16 protein-coding genes are annotated in these 15505 nt (G+C 60.4%); 7 read left to right on the top strand and 9 right to left on the bottom strand.

What is annotated here, in order from left to right:
- Positions 1-137: 137 nt before the first annotated feature.
- Complete coding sequence (locus KGB27_RS09070) at positions 138-872, bottom strand: thioesterase II family protein (RefSeq protein ID WP_008032305.1); 735 nt, start codon at positions 870-872, stop codon at positions 138-140.
- A gap of 196 nt (positions 873-1068) precedes the next feature.
- Positions 1069-2241, bottom strand: coding sequence for an MFS transporter (locus KGB27_RS09065; protein WP_008039951.1), 1173 nt, complete (start codon positions 2239-2241; stop codon positions 1069-1071).
- 335 nt (positions 2242-2576) lie between these two features.
- Between KGB27_RS09065 and KGB27_RS09060 the strand changes: the two genes are divergently transcribed.
- Positions 2577-2966 carry a hypothetical protein gene (locus tag KGB27_RS09060; RefSeq protein ID WP_008027948.1) on the top strand — a complete coding sequence of 130 codons (390 nt, stop codon included), beginning with the start codon at positions 2577-2579 and terminating at the stop codon, positions 2964-2966.
- Here KGB27_RS09060 and KGB27_RS09055 read toward each other — a convergent pair.
- Positions 2942-3934 (bottom strand): GlxA family transcriptional regulator, encoded by a 993-nt coding sequence (locus KGB27_RS09055; RefSeq protein WP_223554073.1) that lies wholly within the window; start codon positions 3932-3934, stop codon positions 2942-2944. The genes KGB27_RS09060 and KGB27_RS09055 overlap by 25 nt on opposite strands.
- 90 nt (positions 3935-4024) lie before the next feature.
- Between KGB27_RS09055 and inhA the strand changes: the two genes are divergently transcribed.
- A complete protein-coding gene (gene inhA, locus KGB27_RS09050) occupies positions 4025-4708 on the top strand; it encodes an isonitrile hydratase (RefSeq protein ID WP_223435278.1) in 684 nt (227 codons plus the stop codon).
- Positions 4709-5189: 481 nt separating this feature from the next.
- Here inhA and KGB27_RS09045 read toward each other — a convergent pair whose 3' ends face one another.
- A complete protein-coding gene (locus KGB27_RS09045) occupies positions 5190-5678 on the bottom strand; it encodes an SRPBCC family protein (RefSeq protein ID WP_223416177.1) in 489 nt (162 codons plus the stop codon).
- 198 nt (positions 5679-5876) lie between these two features.
- Between KGB27_RS09045 and KGB27_RS09040 the strand changes: the two genes are divergently transcribed.
- Positions 5877-6800: an ADP-ribosylglycohydrolase family protein gene (locus KGB27_RS09040; protein ID WP_223554072.1), complete on the top strand. Its 924-nt coding sequence runs from the start codon at positions 5877-5879 to the stop codon at positions 6798-6800.
- A gap of 48 nt (positions 6801-6848) precedes the next feature.
- The gene (locus KGB27_RS09035; RefSeq protein WP_192228863.1) at positions 6849-7250 is read left to right on the top strand and encodes a lysozyme inhibitor LprI family protein; all 402 of its coding nucleotides are present in this window, start codon (positions 6849-6851) and stop codon (positions 7248-7250) included.
- A gap of 113 nt (positions 7251-7363) precedes the next feature.
- On the opposite strand, the gene peaD is transcribed toward KGB27_RS09035, so the two are convergent.
- From peaD to peaA, 4 genes are all read right to left on the bottom strand, one after another.
- Complete coding sequence (gene peaD, locus KGB27_RS09030) at positions 7364-8482, bottom strand: quinohemoprotein amine dehydrogenase subunit beta (RefSeq protein WP_223554070.1); 1119 nt, start codon at positions 8480-8482, stop codon at positions 7364-7366.
- Positions 8483-8507: 25 nt separating this feature from the next.
- Positions 8508-8831 (bottom strand): quinohemoprotein amine dehydrogenase subunit gamma, encoded by a 324-nt coding sequence (qhpC, locus tag KGB27_RS09025; protein ID WP_008027961.1) that lies wholly within the window; start codon positions 8829-8831, stop codon positions 8508-8510.
- 1 nt (position 8832) lies between these two features.
- Complete coding sequence (gene peaB, locus KGB27_RS09020) at positions 8833-10263, bottom strand: quinohemoprotein amine dehydrogenase maturation protein (protein WP_008027964.1); 1431 nt, start codon at positions 10261-10263, stop codon at positions 8833-8835.
- 80 nt (positions 10264-10343) lie between these two features.
- Positions 10344-11924, bottom strand: coding sequence for a quinohemoprotein amine dehydrogenase subunit alpha (gene peaA, locus KGB27_RS09015; RefSeq protein WP_223554068.1), 1581 nt, complete (start codon positions 11922-11924; stop codon positions 10344-10346).
- A gap of 345 nt (positions 11925-12269) precedes the next feature.
- On the opposite strand from peaA, the gene KGB27_RS09010 reads away from it, so the two are divergent.
- A complete protein-coding gene (locus KGB27_RS09010; protein ID WP_008039921.1) occupies positions 12270-12626 on the top strand; it encodes a hypothetical protein in 357 nt (118 codons plus the stop codon).
- Positions 12627-12676: 50 nt separating this feature from the next.
- Here the strand turns inward: KGB27_RS09010 and KGB27_RS09005 are convergent, their stop codons facing one another.
- A complete protein-coding gene (locus tag KGB27_RS09005; RefSeq protein WP_008027970.1) occupies positions 12677-12931 on the bottom strand; it encodes a DUF1652 domain-containing protein in 255 nt (84 codons plus the stop codon).
- A 201-nt stretch (positions 12932-13132) separates the two neighbouring features.
- Between KGB27_RS09005 and KGB27_RS09000 the strand changes: the two genes are divergently transcribed.
- Both KGB27_RS09000 and KGB27_RS08995 read left to right on the top strand, forming a co-directional pair.
- Positions 13133-13855, top strand: coding sequence for a hypothetical protein (locus tag KGB27_RS09000; protein ID WP_207286010.1), 723 nt, complete (start codon positions 13133-13135; stop codon positions 13853-13855).
- 231 nt (positions 13856-14086) lie between these two features.
- A partial coding sequence (locus KGB27_RS08995) for an aldehyde dehydrogenase family protein (RefSeq protein ID WP_223554067.1) occupies positions 14087-15505 on the top strand: 1419 nt, incomplete at its 3' end.

Here is a 15505-nt window from a genome sequence, read left to right as displayed (position 1 = left end):
CGAATGCAGACCGGAAAAATTAGCGAATGAGAATAAGTGTCAGCGGGGAGGTGGATCGAGGTCTGTGGACCGCCAAAAATCATTGTGGGAGCGAGCCTGCTCGCTCCCACAGGGGGATAGGTGATCTTGAGATTGTATTAGGCAGTGGCGGCCATGGCGTGCCGGCGATGGTGGACGTCGAGCTGGTCCTTGATCACGCGCAGCACCTTGGCTTCGTGCTCATGGATGAAGAAGTGACCGCCGGCCAGCATGTCCACGGAAAAACTGCCGTGGGTTTCCTTGCTCCAGCCGATCAACTGTTCGGTGGTTGCGCGATCCTCTTTGCCGCCGAGCACGTGCACCGGGCATTTCAGCAGCGGACGCTGGATCGGCTCGAAACGGCCGCACAGCAGGAAGTCTGCGCGCAGGATCGGCAGTGTCAGGCTCATCAGCTCTTCATTGGCCAGCACTTCTTCGCTGGTGCCATTGAGGGTGCGCAGTTGCTCGATCAGCTCGGCATCGGTTTTCGGATCGGCGAAACCCTGATCGTAATCAGCCCGCATCGTCGGCGCAGCGGTGCCCGAGGCGAACAGCGCCACCGGTTCCGGGCATCCCAGCGAGCGCAAGGCATGGGCCATTTCACAGGCCAGCAACGCACCGAGACTGTGGCCGAACAGCGCGTACGGCGCCTTGAGCGTGGCTTTCTGTTCCTGGGCGAGTTGCAGCGCCAGGCGCCGCATGTCGGTGTGCAACGGTTCGCCGAACCGCGCGCCACGGCCCGGCAGTTCCACCGGCTGCAGCTTGAGCCACTCCGGCAGCTTGCGCCGCCAGCGGCTGTAAACCATGGCGCTCGCGCCTGAATAGGGCAGGCACAGCAATGTCAGCTGGGTCACCGGGCTTACCTCGAAAAGTTGTCTGCTAAGAGAACGGATGAGCGCCGCCGGGAATTAGACAACTGCATTGACGCCTTCGCGGGCAAGCCTCGCTCCTACAGGATTTGCGCAGTTCACGCTTTCTGCGCACGACGCAAATCCTGTAGGAGCGAGGCTTGCCCGCGAAGAAGACAGCGAGAAGTCACTGAATGAATACTTACCTAAGGTGGCGATAGGTTGGGACCGCGGAACCAAGCACCACCGCCCCCGCCGCAATCGCCACCCAGAACCCGCTGCGCGCGCCAAACGCATCCACCAGCCAACCCGAGCTGGCCGCGCCAATCGCCACGCCGATGCTCATCCCCGTCACCAGCCAGGTCAGGCCTTCGGTGAGTTTGGCCGGCGGCACGATGCGTTCCACCAATGCCATGGCGACAATCAGCGTCGGCGCAAAAGACAGACCCGCGACGAACACGGCCAGCGCCAATCCGACAATATTGGTCGCCAGCAGCAACGGCAACGTGGTCACCGCCGTCGCCACCCCGCCGTACAGAAACAGTCGCGGCAGCGGCACTTTCGAGCGCAACGCGCCGAACGCCAAACCGGCCAGGCATGAACCGATGGCATACACCGACAACACAATGCTCGCCGCCGCCGGTTGCCCTTGATGCTGGGCGAAGGCCACGCTGACCACATCCACCACGCCGACAATGGTGCCCATGGCGACCATCAACAACATCAGCAACTGAATCTCGCTGGAACGAATGATCGAGCCCTGATGGTGTTCTTCATGGGGATGTATCGCCGGTTCGGTGTCCCGTTGCAGAACGAACGCCGTGACGCCAATCGCCAGCATCAGCAGCGCCGCCAATGGCCCCGCTTCGGGGAACACCACCACGCACAAGCCTACCGACAGCGGCGGCCCGACAATAAAACAGACTTCGTCGAGCACCGACTCCAGGGCATACGCGGTTTGCAGTTGCGGCTGGCCGCGATAGACCTCGGTCCAGCGCGCCCGCACCATCGCCGACATGCTCGGCATGCAACCGGCCAGCGCGGCGAACACAAACAGTGTCCATTGCGGTGCCTGCAAACGCGTGCACAACAACACCAGCAACAACGCGCCGCCACCGATCAGTGCCGACACCGGCAAAATCCGACGCTGCCCGAAACGGTCCACCAGCCGCGAAACCTGCGGCGCGCAAAACGCCGTGGCCAAGGCAAACGTCGCTGCCACCGCACCGGCCAATCCGTAGCCGCCCTGCAATTGCGAGAGCATGGTGATCAGGCCGATGCCGGTCATGGAAATCGGCATGCGCGCGATCATCCCGGCCAGCACAAAGGCTCGGCTGCCCGGGGCTTTGAACAGTTCGCGGTAGGGGTTGGCCATGGCTCGGCTCTCGACAAGGGCCTGCAAGTTGCCATAAGGCTGGTTGAGGGGAAAGCGGGTAATTGTTGGTTGAATGTGAAGGCCCCATCGCCGGCAAGCCGGCTCCTACAGTGAAACGCGGTCAACTGTAGGAGCCGGCTTGCCGGCGATCGAACGTTAACGCGGTCCGCCTGCTAAAACACTAAGGCTCTGTGGCCCACACACCTACAAGCACTAAACAAAACCGCACCGCCCCCGAAAAATCGTTTGTTGCCACTCATTACATCCCCACCTAACATCCCTCCTCAACGGGTACAGCGGAGCTGTCCAACAAAACCCGAATTCAAGGAACCTGAATGAGCCAGCGCATCTACCGCAGCATCGACACCCCACTCCGATCCGGCCTGAACCGCGATGAACTGTGGGAAGGCCCCGACAAAGGCCTGATCAAATGCTGGGAAATCGGCCGCCAACGCGCCGCCCGTTTTCCCGAAATGGCCCAACAATGCCTGGCCGGTGAACTGCCGGTGCTGGGCTGGAAAGGGGGCGTCAGCCGCAGCCTGAAGAAACTCGAAAAGTACGGATCCCTCAAATACCTCGCCCAGTGGCAAGGTTTGCGCGGGGAAGACCTGGACGTTGACCTGGCTGAAGAACGGGCATTGACCTGCTCGCGAACCGGAATGGTGGTGACGTTTACGCCGGATCGGGCGAAGTACTTCAATCAGGTCATGGAAACGGAAGTCTGATCTGCCTCGGAACTCACCGAAAACCGCTCCCGATACGCTTGCGGCGTCACGCCCATCGCCCGCAGGAAGCTGCGCCGCAACGTCTCTTCGCTGCCAAACCCGCACTGCACCGCGACCCGTTTGATCGGCACGCCGGTATCGCTGAGTAACCGCCGCGCCGTTTCGACCCGAATCAGTTCGATGGCCCGTGCGGGCGTCTGGCCGGTGTCGGCGCGGTAGTGACGGACGAAGCTGCGTTCGCTCATGCCAGCCTGCAAGGCGAGGGTCGGAACGCCCAGGTCCATGGTGAGGTTTTCGCTGATCCAGGCGTGAAGATCGTCGAAACGGTTGCCTTCCTTTTGCAACGACAGGGTCACGCTGAACTGTGATTGACCGCCCGGACGCTTCAAAAACACCACCAACTGCTGCGCCACTTCCAGCGCCATGGTGCGACCGAGGTCCTCTTCGACCATGGCCAGCGCGAGGTCGATACCGGCAGTGACGCCGGCCGAGGTCCAGACCGGGCCGTCGTTGATAAAGATCGGATTGGGTTCGACACGCAAGCGCGGGTGTTTTTGCGCCAACTGCTCGCAACGGGTCCAGTGAGTGACCACCCGCCGGCCATCGAGCCAACCGCTGGCCGCCAGCAAAAACGCCCCGGTACACACTGATGACACCCGCCGACACCCCGCCGCATGCTCACGCACCCAAGCCACCAGCGCCTCATCCTCCGCCGCTGCATAAACGCCCCAGCCGCCGGCAATGATCAGGGTGTCGCTGCCCTGCCCGGGCAACGGTTCGGCCACCAGCGCCAAGCCCGCCGACGACGTCACCGCCCCGCCGCCGCTGGCAATCACCGTCGGCGCGTAAGGCGGCGGCAAGCCTTTCTGGCGGGCAATGTCATTGGCCGAGGCAAACACCTGCAACGGCCCGGTGACGTCGAGCAGTTGCACGTTGGTGAAGGCGAGCACATGAATAGACTTGGGCATACTTGGCGTAATTCGTGGGGTAATTGGCGTATACGCCAAATCCTACGAGCCTACAGTGAAGCCGTCCACTCACTTCACGAGAAAAACACCATGACGTTGCAGATCGGTTTTCTGTTGTTCCCGCAGGTTCAGCAACTGGACCTGACCGGCCCTTACGACGTACTCGCCTCGCTGCCGGACGTGAAGGTGCATTTGATCTGGAAAGACCTGATGCCGGTCACCGCGAGCACCGGCCTGGTGCTCAAGCCCACCACCACTTTCGATGATTGCCCGGCGCTGGATGTGATCTGCGTTCCCGGCGGCAGCGGTGTCGGGCCGTTGATGGAGGATGAGCAGACGTTGGCGTTCATCAAGACGCAGGCGGCCAATGCGCGGTATGTCACCTCGGTGTGCACTGGCGCATTGGTGCTCGGCGCGGCAGGTTTGCTCAAAGGTAAGCGCGCCACCACTCATTGGGCGTATCACGAGTTGCTTGGACCGTTGGGTGCAATCCCGGTGAAGGATCGGGTGGTGCGCGATGGCAATCTGCTGACTGGTGGCGGGATCACCGCCGGGATCGACTTTGCCCTGACCCTGGCGGCTGAATTGTTCGATAAGGACACGGCGCAATTGGTGCAGTTGCAGCTGGAGTACGCGCCGGCGCCGCCGTTTGAATCCGGTAGCCCGGAATCAGCGCCTCAGAGTGTTTTGGCAGAGGCTCATCGGCGTACGGCGCCATCGTTGCAGCAGCGGACGCTGATCACTGAACGGGCCGCAGCAAATCTCGGCTTGTAGGTAATCAATGTGGGTTCAGGTTCGCCCATACTCTGTGTACGACGGGGATGAATTGTAGGAGCCGGCTTGCTGGCGATAGCGGTGGGTCAGTCAACACGTTTATCGCCTGAACACACGCCATCGCCAGCAAGCCGGCTCCTACAGTAGATGTACGTAATGGCTGAGTCACTTTTCTACGGGCGAAAAAAAACCCGCCAGAGGCGGGTTTTTCCCAAGACCATTGTCGACTCCCTGTCGGTAGCGAATCCTTGCTGATGGTCGATCATCCGTGATCCTGAAGCGCTTCCTGTGCTTCAGTTGATGTGGCTAGATTACGCATCGGATCCAATGTGCAATAGACGACATAGCTACCATCGCGTGTAAGACATTCGCTATACCAGCCCTTCCGAAAACCCTTAGGCGCCTCAGGTGTCGAGCGCTCAAGCCGCGAGTTTCGCGGCCTGCAGCGGTGCTACGACGGGCAGCGCCTGCGCCATGGTGATCATTCTTCCTGTCTCACCCGGGCTTTGGCGGTTTCAGCCAAAAACTGTTCAATGTTGTTCATCTGTTCCTCCCAGCCCCGGCTGTCCATGCGGAAAGCCTTTTCGCGGCGTGTCTGGGGGATGTGATCGAAACCGGACTCGGACACCTTGAGCAACGTACCTTCAGGGTGGTCCTCCAGCTCGAACTTCACCAGCGTGGTGGGTTCCTGGGAATAGTCGACTTCCGGGCGCACCGCGTAGGGGTGCCAGCGAAACGAAAACACCCGCTCCGGCTCGACCCGCTCCACCAGCACATTCCACAAAACGTGCTCATAACCGGGGTACGTGACCTGCCCCTGAGTCCACTCACCGGCGACAAAACGCTTGCCTTCCAATGCCACGCCAAACCACTGCCCGAACGCCTCGGCATGGGCCAGTACACGCCAGACCTGCGAGCGCGGGGCTTTAAGCAGGATCTTCCTTTCGATGCGATCTGATGCTGGGTTCATAAGTCACCTCCTGTACTGAACAGTAGGCCTGTGTGACCACAAGTCCAACCCTAAAGTTGTACCAATCGGGCCTCTCAATCAACCTGCCTGAAATATTCGGCCGCACATCCGGGCCAAAGTTCGGCGCTGAGAACAAGAGTCAACGGGCGGGAGCTGCTACCGTTTGCAGGGACGACATTGACCGGACAAGGAAGATTCATGCAGCCCTCACTCACGGAACGTTATCGCGGCGCCCTGCTGGGCCTGGCCTGCGGTGATGCCGTCGGCACCACGGTGGAGTTTCAGCCACGTGGTTCGTTCAGGCCCCTGACCGACATGGTGGGCGGCGGCCCATTCAACCTGAAACCCGGGCAATGGACCGATGACACCTCAATGGCGTTGTGCCTGGCCGAAAGCCTGCTGAGCAAAAACGGCTTCGATGCCGCCGACCAGATGGGGCGCTACCTGGATTGGTGGCAATCGGGTTACCTCAGTTCGACCGGGGAATGCTTCGACATCGGCATGACGGTGAGCGAGGCTTTGGCCCGGTATCAGCAAACCGGCGAACCCTTCGTTGGTTCAACCGATCCCTATACGGCAGGGAACGGCTCGTTGATGCGGCTGGTGCCGGTGGTTTTGTACTACTTTCCCGACCGCGACCGGATCAAGGTGTTTTCCGCAAACAGTTCCCGCACGACACACGCCGCGCCTGAAGCCGTTGAGTGCTGCCAATTGTTCGCCGAGCTGACAGGTAACGCGTTACAGGGCGCGGCCAAAGCGGATTTACTCCGCTTGCCGGCCACGACCTTCCTGCAGTCAAAAGTCGCCGCCATCGCACGCGGCGATTACTTCGACAAACCCGAAAGCGCTATCCGTGGCAGCGGTTACTGCGTCGCCTCGCTGGAAGCCGCGCTGTGGTGTTTTCATCACAGCGACAGCTTCGAAGCCGCCATCCTGAAGGCCGCCAACCTGGGCGATGACGCCGATACCACTGCCGCCATCGTCGGTCAGTTGGCCGGCGCTTTCTACGGTGTCCAGGCCATTCCCGAACGTTGGCTGGCGAAGTTATACCTGCGCGAAGACATCGAGGCTTGCGCGGATCAATTGCTCAAGGCTTCCGGCGCTGACACCGCAAGTGAATGAGGCTTCGCTACACTGCACCTCTTCTTTTCCTGTCACAGCGAGTTTCCCATGAACCCACGCGTGCTCCTGGCGCTGACGCCGTTGCTGTTCACCACCGTTGCCCATGCCGTCGATTGCGACAACGCCACCGACCAGGCCACGATGAATCAATGCGCGGCGCAGCAGAACAAGGCGGCGGACAAGGAGTTGAATGCGCTTTACCAGCAGATCACCGCGCGTTTGAAGGACAGCCCCGAGAGCAAGAAGCAGTTGATTGGCGCGCAACGGGCGTGGATCGGGTTCCGGGATGCCGAGTGCAGGTTTTCGGCGTCCGGGGTTGAGGGCGGGAGTGTTTATCCGTTGATTTACAGCAATTGCATCACGGACCTGACCAAGGCTCGGGTGGAGGCTTTCAAAACTTACTTGAAGTGCCAGGAGGGGGATTTGAGTTGCCCGGTGCCGGGGCAGTAAGTTCTCTAGCGTTTTCCATGGCCTCTTCGCGGGCAAGCCTCGCTCCTACAGGTTTCGGTGATTCCTTGTAGGAGCGAGGCTTGCCCGCGAAGACGTCCTTTCAAACGCCGCGATTACCGGACGAAAATCTGCGCCGTGGTAATCGCCATATCCCCACCCGGCAACTTGATGCTGCCCAACTGTTTCAGGCTGTCAGCATCAAAAATCGCCACATCATTAAACGTCCCCGCCAGGTAAATCTTGCTGCCGTCCTTGTTGAAGGAAATGCAGTAGTAGGAATGATCCAGCGTCGCCGCCTGGAGCATTTTCTTTTCCTTGATGTCGTACTTCGCCAGGCGATTGAGCACGCCGAACATCAGGTTCGGGTCCTTCGGCGAGCGCATGCCGCTGAAGTAGATTTCCGTCAGCGGGCCGAAGTCGGTGGTTTCGGTCTTGCCGGTTTTCAGGTCGATGCTGAACAGCCCGTACAGGTACTCGGCGGTCAACGGATCCTGCTTCTTGTCCTTGAACTTTGCCGCGGTGTAGAGCAGCGAGAAGTCGTGGCGATAGGTCTGCTGGTTCCACACGTAGAGCACGTCCGGTGCGCTGTAGTTCGCCCGTTTCCAGTGCCGGCTGGGAATCAGCACGTCGAACTTGCCGGTTTTCACATCGACCTTGTAGACGTCCGCCCCGGCCACATACAGCGTGCCGTCGTCGCCACTCTGCATGATGGTCAGCTGCCGTGGCGCCGGGAAACTGCGCACGGGTTTGGCATCCATGCCGGCGTCGGTGGCGTAGACATCCAGTCGCGGCTGCTGAACTTCGTAGCGGTCATTGAGCATCAACGTCGGGTTGGCAACGGTGAACAGCTCCTTGCCGTCATGACTGAGGGTGAAGGCGAACATCGACTTCGCTTTCACCCCCGGCTTCTGGGTGATGCTGGCGTGGAACACCTGTTTGCAGCTGTCCAGCTCGACGCCGTAGACATCCGCGTAGTGATTGTTCAGCACGTAAGCGGTCTTGCGATCCGGCGACAGCTGAACAGTGCCCGGACCAAAGGCGTCGGGCATCTTGCAGGTCTTGAACAGCGTGTCCGTGGCCAGGTCGATCACGTGCAGGTTGTTCGGGTAATTGGTGGTCAACATGTACTCGTGACCGTCTTGCAGAGCAGTGTTTTCATCGGCCAGAACAGTGAGCGAACAGGTGCTCAGGACGGCAAACGCGGCCAGGCCGCAGGCTTTGATGCTAGGCATGCTGGAATCCTTCTTGTCTGTCCGATCACTTGTCTTTAGGGAAGACAGTGCCAAGGTTGCGCCAGTTGTCGTTGGACGCCTGGGCATCCTTGTTCCAGTCCGGGTAGGTGCTCATCATGTCCGGCACCTGGGCCGGCCACCAGCAAGGGTCGGAGCAGCCGTAAAGGTCGGCTTCCATCGGCTGGCACAGCGACGACACACCGCCAAACGCATCGATTTCCCAGCCCGGGTCGGTGGTCGAGGCGCAGCCCGCGACAGAGCTCATCGCCACCACTTCTTCGATACGGTTTTCGGCCGCGGCTTCATCGAGTTTCAACGCTTTGTTATTGATTGCCTTGAGATGTTTCATATCAGTGAGCCTTGCGCGGAGTGATGTAGCTGCTGATAAACGCAGGGTTGTTGGCCATGATCCGGGTGTAGACCTCGATGCCGAAGTCCACCCAGTCACGCATCAGTTCGCAGTAGTGATAGGTCGGGTGGGTCGGGTCGCCGTAACGGGCGTAACTCTCGTGGTAGCAGCCGCCGGAGCAGAGGTTGCGGATCTGGCAGTCTTCGCAGCCGGTGTTGGTACGGTCGAGACGCTGGGACAGGAAGTCGTTCAACTCCACCTGTTTCACACCGCTGTGTACGTTGCCGAAGGTCGGCAAGGACGAGCCGGTGAAACGGTGGCACAGGTTCAGTTCGCCCTTGTGATCCACCGCCAGCATTTTCAGGCCGGCGCCGCACGGCAGGGCTTTTTTGTGGCCTTCGTGGATGTCGGTGATCAACTGGTGAAGGTTGGAGAAGCCGATGTTGCGGTGCTCCAGCGCCGCTTCCAGATAACGCCGACCGAGCGCCTTCATGTTGGCGAACACCTGCACCAGTTCATCGCTGGTGAGGTTGAAGCTGCTGATGTCACCGGAAGTCACCGGAGCAAAGCCGACTTCGGCAAACCCCAGCTCGTTGAACAAGTGATCCCAGATGGTTTCGACGTCGGTGACGCCGGTGGTCAACGTCACTCGCGCGCCAACCGGACGGCTGTTGTAGCGCGACAGCAGCATCTCGGCCTTGCGCCGCACCACGTCGTACGTGCCCTGCCCGCCCACGGTGATGCGGTTGCGGTCGTGCACGGTTTTCGGCCCGTCGATACTGACGGAGAGCCCGAAACGGTGGGCGTTGAGGTAGTCCACGGTTTCTTCGGTGAGCAGCGTGGCGTTGGTGGTCATCACGAACTCGACGAACTTGCCGGCTTCGCGAAAACGCTTCTCACAGTAATCGACCATGTACTCGATCAGCTTGCGATTGCTCAACGGTTCGCCGCCGAAGAACACCACGGTGAAACGCTCTTCATCCGGGGATTCGCGCAGCAGCATTTCCACTGACGCAATCGCCGTTTCAACGTCCATTTTCTTGCCCGCCGACGGCTTGTCGAGGTCTTCCTTGTAGCAGTAGGTGCAGCTCAGGTTGCAGCCGGTGTTGACGTTGAGCACCACGGTATTGATCGCGGTGCGCTCGACCCGTTTCGTGCCGATGTCCGGGGTCAGCGGCGAGCCGTCGCTGACCAGTTCCAGCGAGATCAGTTCGCGCAGGGTCTCGGTGATTTCTTCGCCGTTGAAACGTGCGGCCAGGCGCTGGATCAGGTCGTCCGACGAACAGCCTGGACCGCGCAAGGTGTCGATGATGGTGCCCGTCAGCTCATCGCTGGCGAACAGCGAACTGCTGGGAATGTGGAACAGCATGCGGTCGGCATCGACGTGCACTTCGTGCAGATTCCGCTCGACCAGATTCAAAATAGCGCCCATTGCAACCTCCTGTGCAGACCTCTTTGACGAGGCCTGCGGTCATTCCAAAAAGTGTCTGAAACGGTTAACGGTCAGCCAACTCATGGAATGGGTGGATTGTTCCAGCGTTGCACGGTGACGATCATGTGGACCTCGCCGGTCAGGGATTTCCCTGCGTCGTCGACGGCGGCGATCACCTTGAGGTTGCCGGCATTGTTGGTGGACATTTTGCGTTGCGGGTTCGGCCCGGCATCGCCCGGTGTGAACACGCCGCTGTCAGCCTGCATGGTGCCGGCGAACTTGACGTCTTCGTCTTCCTTGGCGCGGTCGTCGAAGGCTTCGACTTTCCATTGCGCCGGGAACACGCCGATGCGATACGGTTTGCCGTCAGCGCCCTTGCCCCAGGCTTCGGCGTCAAAACGGCCCTGGACTTTCGGCGTCGAACCACCGCCCTCGCCGATCCGCGCCACCGAGAACTCGGGCACGACTTTGACTTCGGCGATTTTGCTGTAGACCGACAGGGTCGGGCCTTTCAGCGTGCCGACGGTGACGTTGCGCAGCCCCGGTTGGGCGTTGGCGGCAGCCTTGAGCTTGACGCGCATACGCTGCGGACTTTGCTCCAGCACTTCGACCACTTCCACACCTTTGCCGAAGCTCGGTTTACCGCTGAGACCGCTGCCGATCAGGGTCACTTCTGACACGCTGCCGGCCTTGAGGTAACCCGGCTGCACCGCGAGCAAACGACTGCTGCCTTGCTTGGCCGCGACGAAGTCCAGACCCCGTTCATCGTGCTCGGCCTCGAACATCCGGCCTTGCATCGCATTGCCCTGGGCGGCGAACACCTGGCGCATGGTCACGCCGTCGATGGTCACGTTGCCGCGCCATTCGTAGCCGGTGTAGAGAATCGCGCTGCCGTCGCCATTGAACGGCGTACCGTCGGCGTATTGGCCTTTGACGCTGACCTTGAAGGTGTCGTCGCCAGCGGCGGTCACGCTCATCACCCCGGCCAGTTCACCTTTGCCCGGCAAGTGGCCGCTGAAGCTCCAGTCACCGGCAAACGCTTCGGCTTTGGGTGCTGCGCTCAGCCATTTTTTCCAGGCCGGGTTGTCCAGCGGATACCGCTTGGCCAACAGCGGCACCATGTCTTTGCGGGCAATGTCGAACCAGTCGCGGTCGCGGGCCAACGCCTGGTATTCGAGGGACGGCCATTGACCGAGGTGGAAATTCACCAGGCGCTCCCATTCCTGGGCCGGACGCCGTTGCAAGGCGACCCGCGCACCGGAGTGGCAGCGACCGCACATCTGGCTAGTCTGGTCGTCGAACTTCTCGACGGTATTGAGTCGACGCTCCAGCGCGTAACGCACGCCGTCCGTCTCGCTCGGCGCCAGGCCCTGGGTGTCGGCCAGGTATTTGACCAGGGTACGGCGGTCGTCATCGCTGATCTGCAAACCGTGCATGGTCTGCATCCGGGCGATGCTCATCAGCCAGCCTTCCGGGGTTTTGCGCTGGTGGCTGATGCGGCTCAGGGTGTTTTCGGCTTCAGGGGTGTGACAGCCCTGACAGGTTTCCTTGAGGATGGTCTGGGCGTCGCGGGCTGCCAGGCTGTCAGGCGAATGCAGCGCCACACACGCGGCCACGGCCAGCAGACTGACGCTCAGGCCTGATCGGAGTTTTCTCTTCATCAACGTCGAACCTCGCACGGTGCTTTCTTATTTTTGTGGCTTATCGTTTTTATGGTTTCTGCCGCCGGCGGCGCACCGCAGACGGAGGCAAGAGAAACGTCTGCGATGAGCAATACACGGAGCGTGCCAGCTTGCCGATTACCTTTTTTATCAAGCGCTTGCGTGAAGTTGAATGCGATTGGCCATGCTTGATCGAGAGCGCGTGCGTCTAATATCGCGACAGTTGTTGCAGTCTGAGACAAGCATAGATGCCTTAACCGGGACAGCTCATCGCACGACGATTGACGACAGGCCCGTGCGGGGGCGAAATGGTTGTTCACCAATTGCCGTTCAGGGGATAACGAAATGGCAAACATCACTGTCCTGGCGGGGGACTTTCTGCAGGGTGACGGAGAGTACAGAGACGGCGTTTTCACCTTGAGAACGTCGCTTCACCCGTGGCCCGGCATCACCCTGCCACTCTCCTCGTTCAAAAGCGTGGAAGTCGCCAACGAAGAGTCGATCAACAACATCAAGGACGCCATCGGCTTCGGCGTCGCCGGCGCCATGCTGCTGGGGCCCATCGGCGCGATTGCCGGTTTCATGCTGGCCGGAAAAGAAACCGAAGTGACCTTTCTGGCAACGCTGAAAGACGACAAAAAGCTGCTGGCTGCCGTTGATAGCAACACGTTCGATGAGATTTCCCGGAAAATAGCAGCTTGATTGCCTGACGCGAGCCGCACCGGCCTTCAACGGTGCGGCTTGTCGCCGGTTCAGATGGAATAGGTGGGATGAATGCTCTTGTGCGCCTCGATTTCCTGGCGCATGTCCGCCACCAGCGTGGCGATGGCATGGGGACTGTCCAGTGTCCACACCGGAACGTGGGTGGCGATCAGGTCCACTTTGCCCGTCATGCAGTCACAGACCCGGATCGTCATGGACTGGTCCGCTTCCATGTTGCAGGTGCAGACGGCGGGTAGAAAACTGTGTTCGATGATGCTTTGAATTTCCAGGGTTGAAAGGAACATCGCAACCTCCCTTACGCCAGATGTATAGCAGGGGAAATGCTCCGTCATTTCACCACCGAGCCTGAAAATTCTATTCCCCAAAGGTGGGGGGCTCAAGGGCGCAACCCGGTTGCTCGTCGTCTCGACGGGTGGTCATCGGCGCTCAAGGTATCGCGCTTTGCGCCGATAACCTGCTACACCAAACGTTAAGGGAATGACGACATGGCAATTTCTTTAAATGCAGCCTTGATCCAGCCATCGGCCGCTCAGCTCAGCCAGTCCAGCCAACCACTGACCGCGAAAACGCTGACTGAAGACCTGCAGAAAACAGCGGTCAACATCAATCCGGCAGCGATTTACCATCCAGGCGATGAAACCCCGGCATCCAGTCCGGCCATGGAATCGATCGAGACCTGGATCGGCCGCACCCAGTCACCCGACTTCCCGCAGGTTGCCGAGCGGCACAAAAATGCCCATCAATCGCTGAAATACTCCTTCGAAGAGTTCCAGTCAGCGTTGGCCCATGCCTACCCGGATCTCGCCGACAAAAAATTTGGCTTCACCATTCAAGCGGATGGAAGCCTCAAAGCCCTCAACAGTTCAGGCCAGCTCAGTTCTTCCGATATGAACCGGCTGAACAATCTGCTGAATGCTTCCAGTTCGCTGAAATCGGCAGCGAGCAGTTACCGCGACGCCTCCATCGACCTGGTGGCCGCCGACTCCGTATGGGGCGGCAGCTACGTGGGCGGGTACAACCTGAACAAGGAAAACTTCGCCAACACCATCGATCTGGGCGCCCTGTTCTTGAAGAAAGGCTCGGTGCCAAACGCTGAAACCCTGAACGGCTTCTTCTCTTCCCAGTTGTGGAGTAAAGGCGAGCGGATGACGCGGGAGACGGAAACGGTGATGTTGGCCGAGCGCAATAAGATCGACGTGACGGCCTGATTCCGACAACAGGCGCGGAGTGCCCGAATCAGCTCAGGCCACATCGTTGGCCTGAGCTGAAAAAACCGTCTCTTGAATCTCAGCCGCCGTCGCGATTTGCGACAACGTAGCAGAACCCGACGGCCCCGAATTTCATCCCACGCCCGCCGCCAAAGGGCTATCCGGCCCTTCCGGACAGTTGGCACAGCCATTGCGAAAGCCTCGTTCTCACGAACAACAAGAGGCCTCGCCATGACGCTCCCCTACCTGCTTCCCGCCACCTCGGCGTTCATCCAGCGCGCCCCGCGCATGCTTATCGGCGGCGACTGGGTCGAGGCTGCCGACGGCCAGACCATGCCACTGCACAACCCGGCCACCGGCGAAGTGCTGTGCGTGGTGCCGCGGGCCACGCCCGAAGACGTTGACCGTGCGGTGCTCGCGGCGCGTCAGGCGTTCGATGATTCCGCCTGGACCCGCACCCGCCCCCGCGAGCGGCAGAATTTGCTGTGGAAACTCGCCGACCTGATGGAACGCGACGCCGAACTGCTGGCGCAGCTGGAATGCCTGAACAACGGCAAGAGCGCGGCGGTGGCTCAGGTGATGGACGTACAACTGTCCATCGACTTCCTGCGCTACATGGCCGGTTGGGCGACCAAGATCGAAGGCTCCAGCGTGGAAGTGTCGTTGCCGCTGATGCCAAACGATCAGTTCCACAGTTTCATTCGTCGCGAAGCGGTGGGCGTGGTCGGCGCCATCGTCGCCTGGAACTTCCCGCTGCTGCTGGCCTGCTGGAAACTCGGCCCGGCACTGGCCACCGGTTGCACCGTGGTGCTCAAACCCGCCGATGAAACCCCGCTGACTGCATTGAAACTCGCTGAACTGGTGCTGGAAGCGGGTTATCCCGAAGGCGTGTTCAACGTGGTCACCGGCACCGGCATCACCGCCGGTTCGGCGCTGACCCACAACCCGCTGGTGGACAAGCTGACCTTCACCGGCTCCACCGCCGTCGGCAAGCAGATCGGCAAGATCGCCATGGATTCCATGACCCGCGTCACCCTGGAACTGGGCGGCAAATCGCCGACCATCGTCATGGCCGACGCTGACCTGAAGACCGCCGCCGCAGGTGCTGCCAGCGCGATTTTCTTCAACCAGGGCCAGGTCTGCTGTGCCGGTTCGCGGCTGTATGTGCAGCGCAAGCATTTCGACAATGTGGTGGCGGACATCGCCGACATTGCCAACGCCATGAAGCTCGGCAACGGGCTGGACCCGAGTGTCGAGATGGGGCCGCTGATCTCGGCGCGCCAGCAGGAACGGGTTTACGGGTACATCGAAAAAGGTCGGGAAAGCGGAGCGACGATTGCCTGCGGCGGTGAACAATTCGGGCCGGGATTCTTCGTCAAACCGACAGTGATCGTTGATGTCGACCAGAAGCACTCGCTGGTGCAGGAAGAGATCTTCGGGCCGGTGCTGGTGGCGATTCCATTTGATGATGAAGCCGATGCGTTGCGCATGGCCAACGACAGTCCCTATGGGCTCGGCGCGAGCATCTGGTCGAATGATCTGGCGGCGGTGCACCGGATGATTCCGCGGATCAAATCCGGTTCGGTGTGGGTCAATTGCCACAGCGCCCTGGACCCGGCGCTGCCGTTTGGCGGGTACAAGATGTCGGGG

This window comes from Pseudomonas sp. BF-R-01 (assembly GCF_019946615.1).
GTDB lineage: Bacteria > Pseudomonadota > Gammaproteobacteria > Pseudomonadales > Pseudomonadaceae > Aquipseudomonas > Aquipseudomonas migulae.
Note: the sequence above shows the minus strand (reverse complement) of the source record. Positions and strands in the feature narration are given on the sequence as shown.

Coding starts and splice junctions, on each gene's coding strand:
- peaA (WP_223554068.1), bottom strand. CDS start 11,924: ATGAAGAGAAAACTCCGATCAGGCCTGAGCGTCAGTCTGCTGGCCGTG.
- qhpC (WP_008027961.1), bottom strand. CDS start 8,831: ATGAAACATCTCAAGGCAATCAATAACAAAGCGTTGAAACTCGATGAA.
- peaD (WP_223554070.1), bottom strand. CDS start 8,482: ATGCCTAGCATCAAAGCCTGCGGCCTGGCCGCGTTTGCCGTCCTGAGC.
- KGB27_RS09040 (WP_223554072.1), top strand. CDS start 5,877: ATGCAGCCCTCACTCACGGAACGTTATCGCGGCGCCCTGCTGGGCCTG.
- KGB27_RS09035 (WP_192228863.1), top strand. CDS start 6,849: ATGAACCCACGCGTGCTCCTGGCGCTGACGCCGTTGCTGTTCACCACC.
- KGB27_RS09055 (WP_223554073.1), bottom strand. CDS start 3,934: ATGCCCAAGTCTATTCATGTGCTCGCCTTCACCAACGTGCAACTGCTC.
- inhA (WP_223435278.1), top strand. CDS start 4,025: ATGACGTTGCAGATCGGTTTTCTGTTGTTCCCGCAGGTTCAGCAACTG.
- KGB27_RS09065 (WP_008039951.1), bottom strand. CDS start 2,241: ATGGCCAACCCCTACCGCGAACTGTTCAAAGCCCCGGGCAGCCGAGCC.
- peaB (WP_008027964.1), bottom strand. CDS start 10,263: ATGGGCGCTATTTTGAATCTGGTCGAGCGGAATCTGCACGAAGTGCAC.
- KGB27_RS09010 (WP_008039921.1), top strand. CDS start 12,270: ATGGCAAACATCACTGTCCTGGCGGGGGACTTTCTGCAGGGTGACGGA.
- KGB27_RS09045 (WP_223416177.1), bottom strand. CDS start 5,678: ATGAACCCAGCATCAGATCGCATCGAAAGGAAGATCCTGCTTAAAGCC.
- KGB27_RS09060 (WP_008027948.1), top strand. CDS start 2,577: ATGAGCCAGCGCATCTACCGCAGCATCGACACCCCACTCCGATCCGGC.
- KGB27_RS09000 (WP_207286010.1), top strand. CDS start 13,133: ATGGCAATTTCTTTAAATGCAGCCTTGATCCAGCCATCGGCCGCTCAG.
- KGB27_RS09005 (WP_008027970.1), bottom strand. CDS start 12,931: ATGTTCCTTTCAACCCTGGAAATTCAAAGCATCATCGAACACAGTTTT.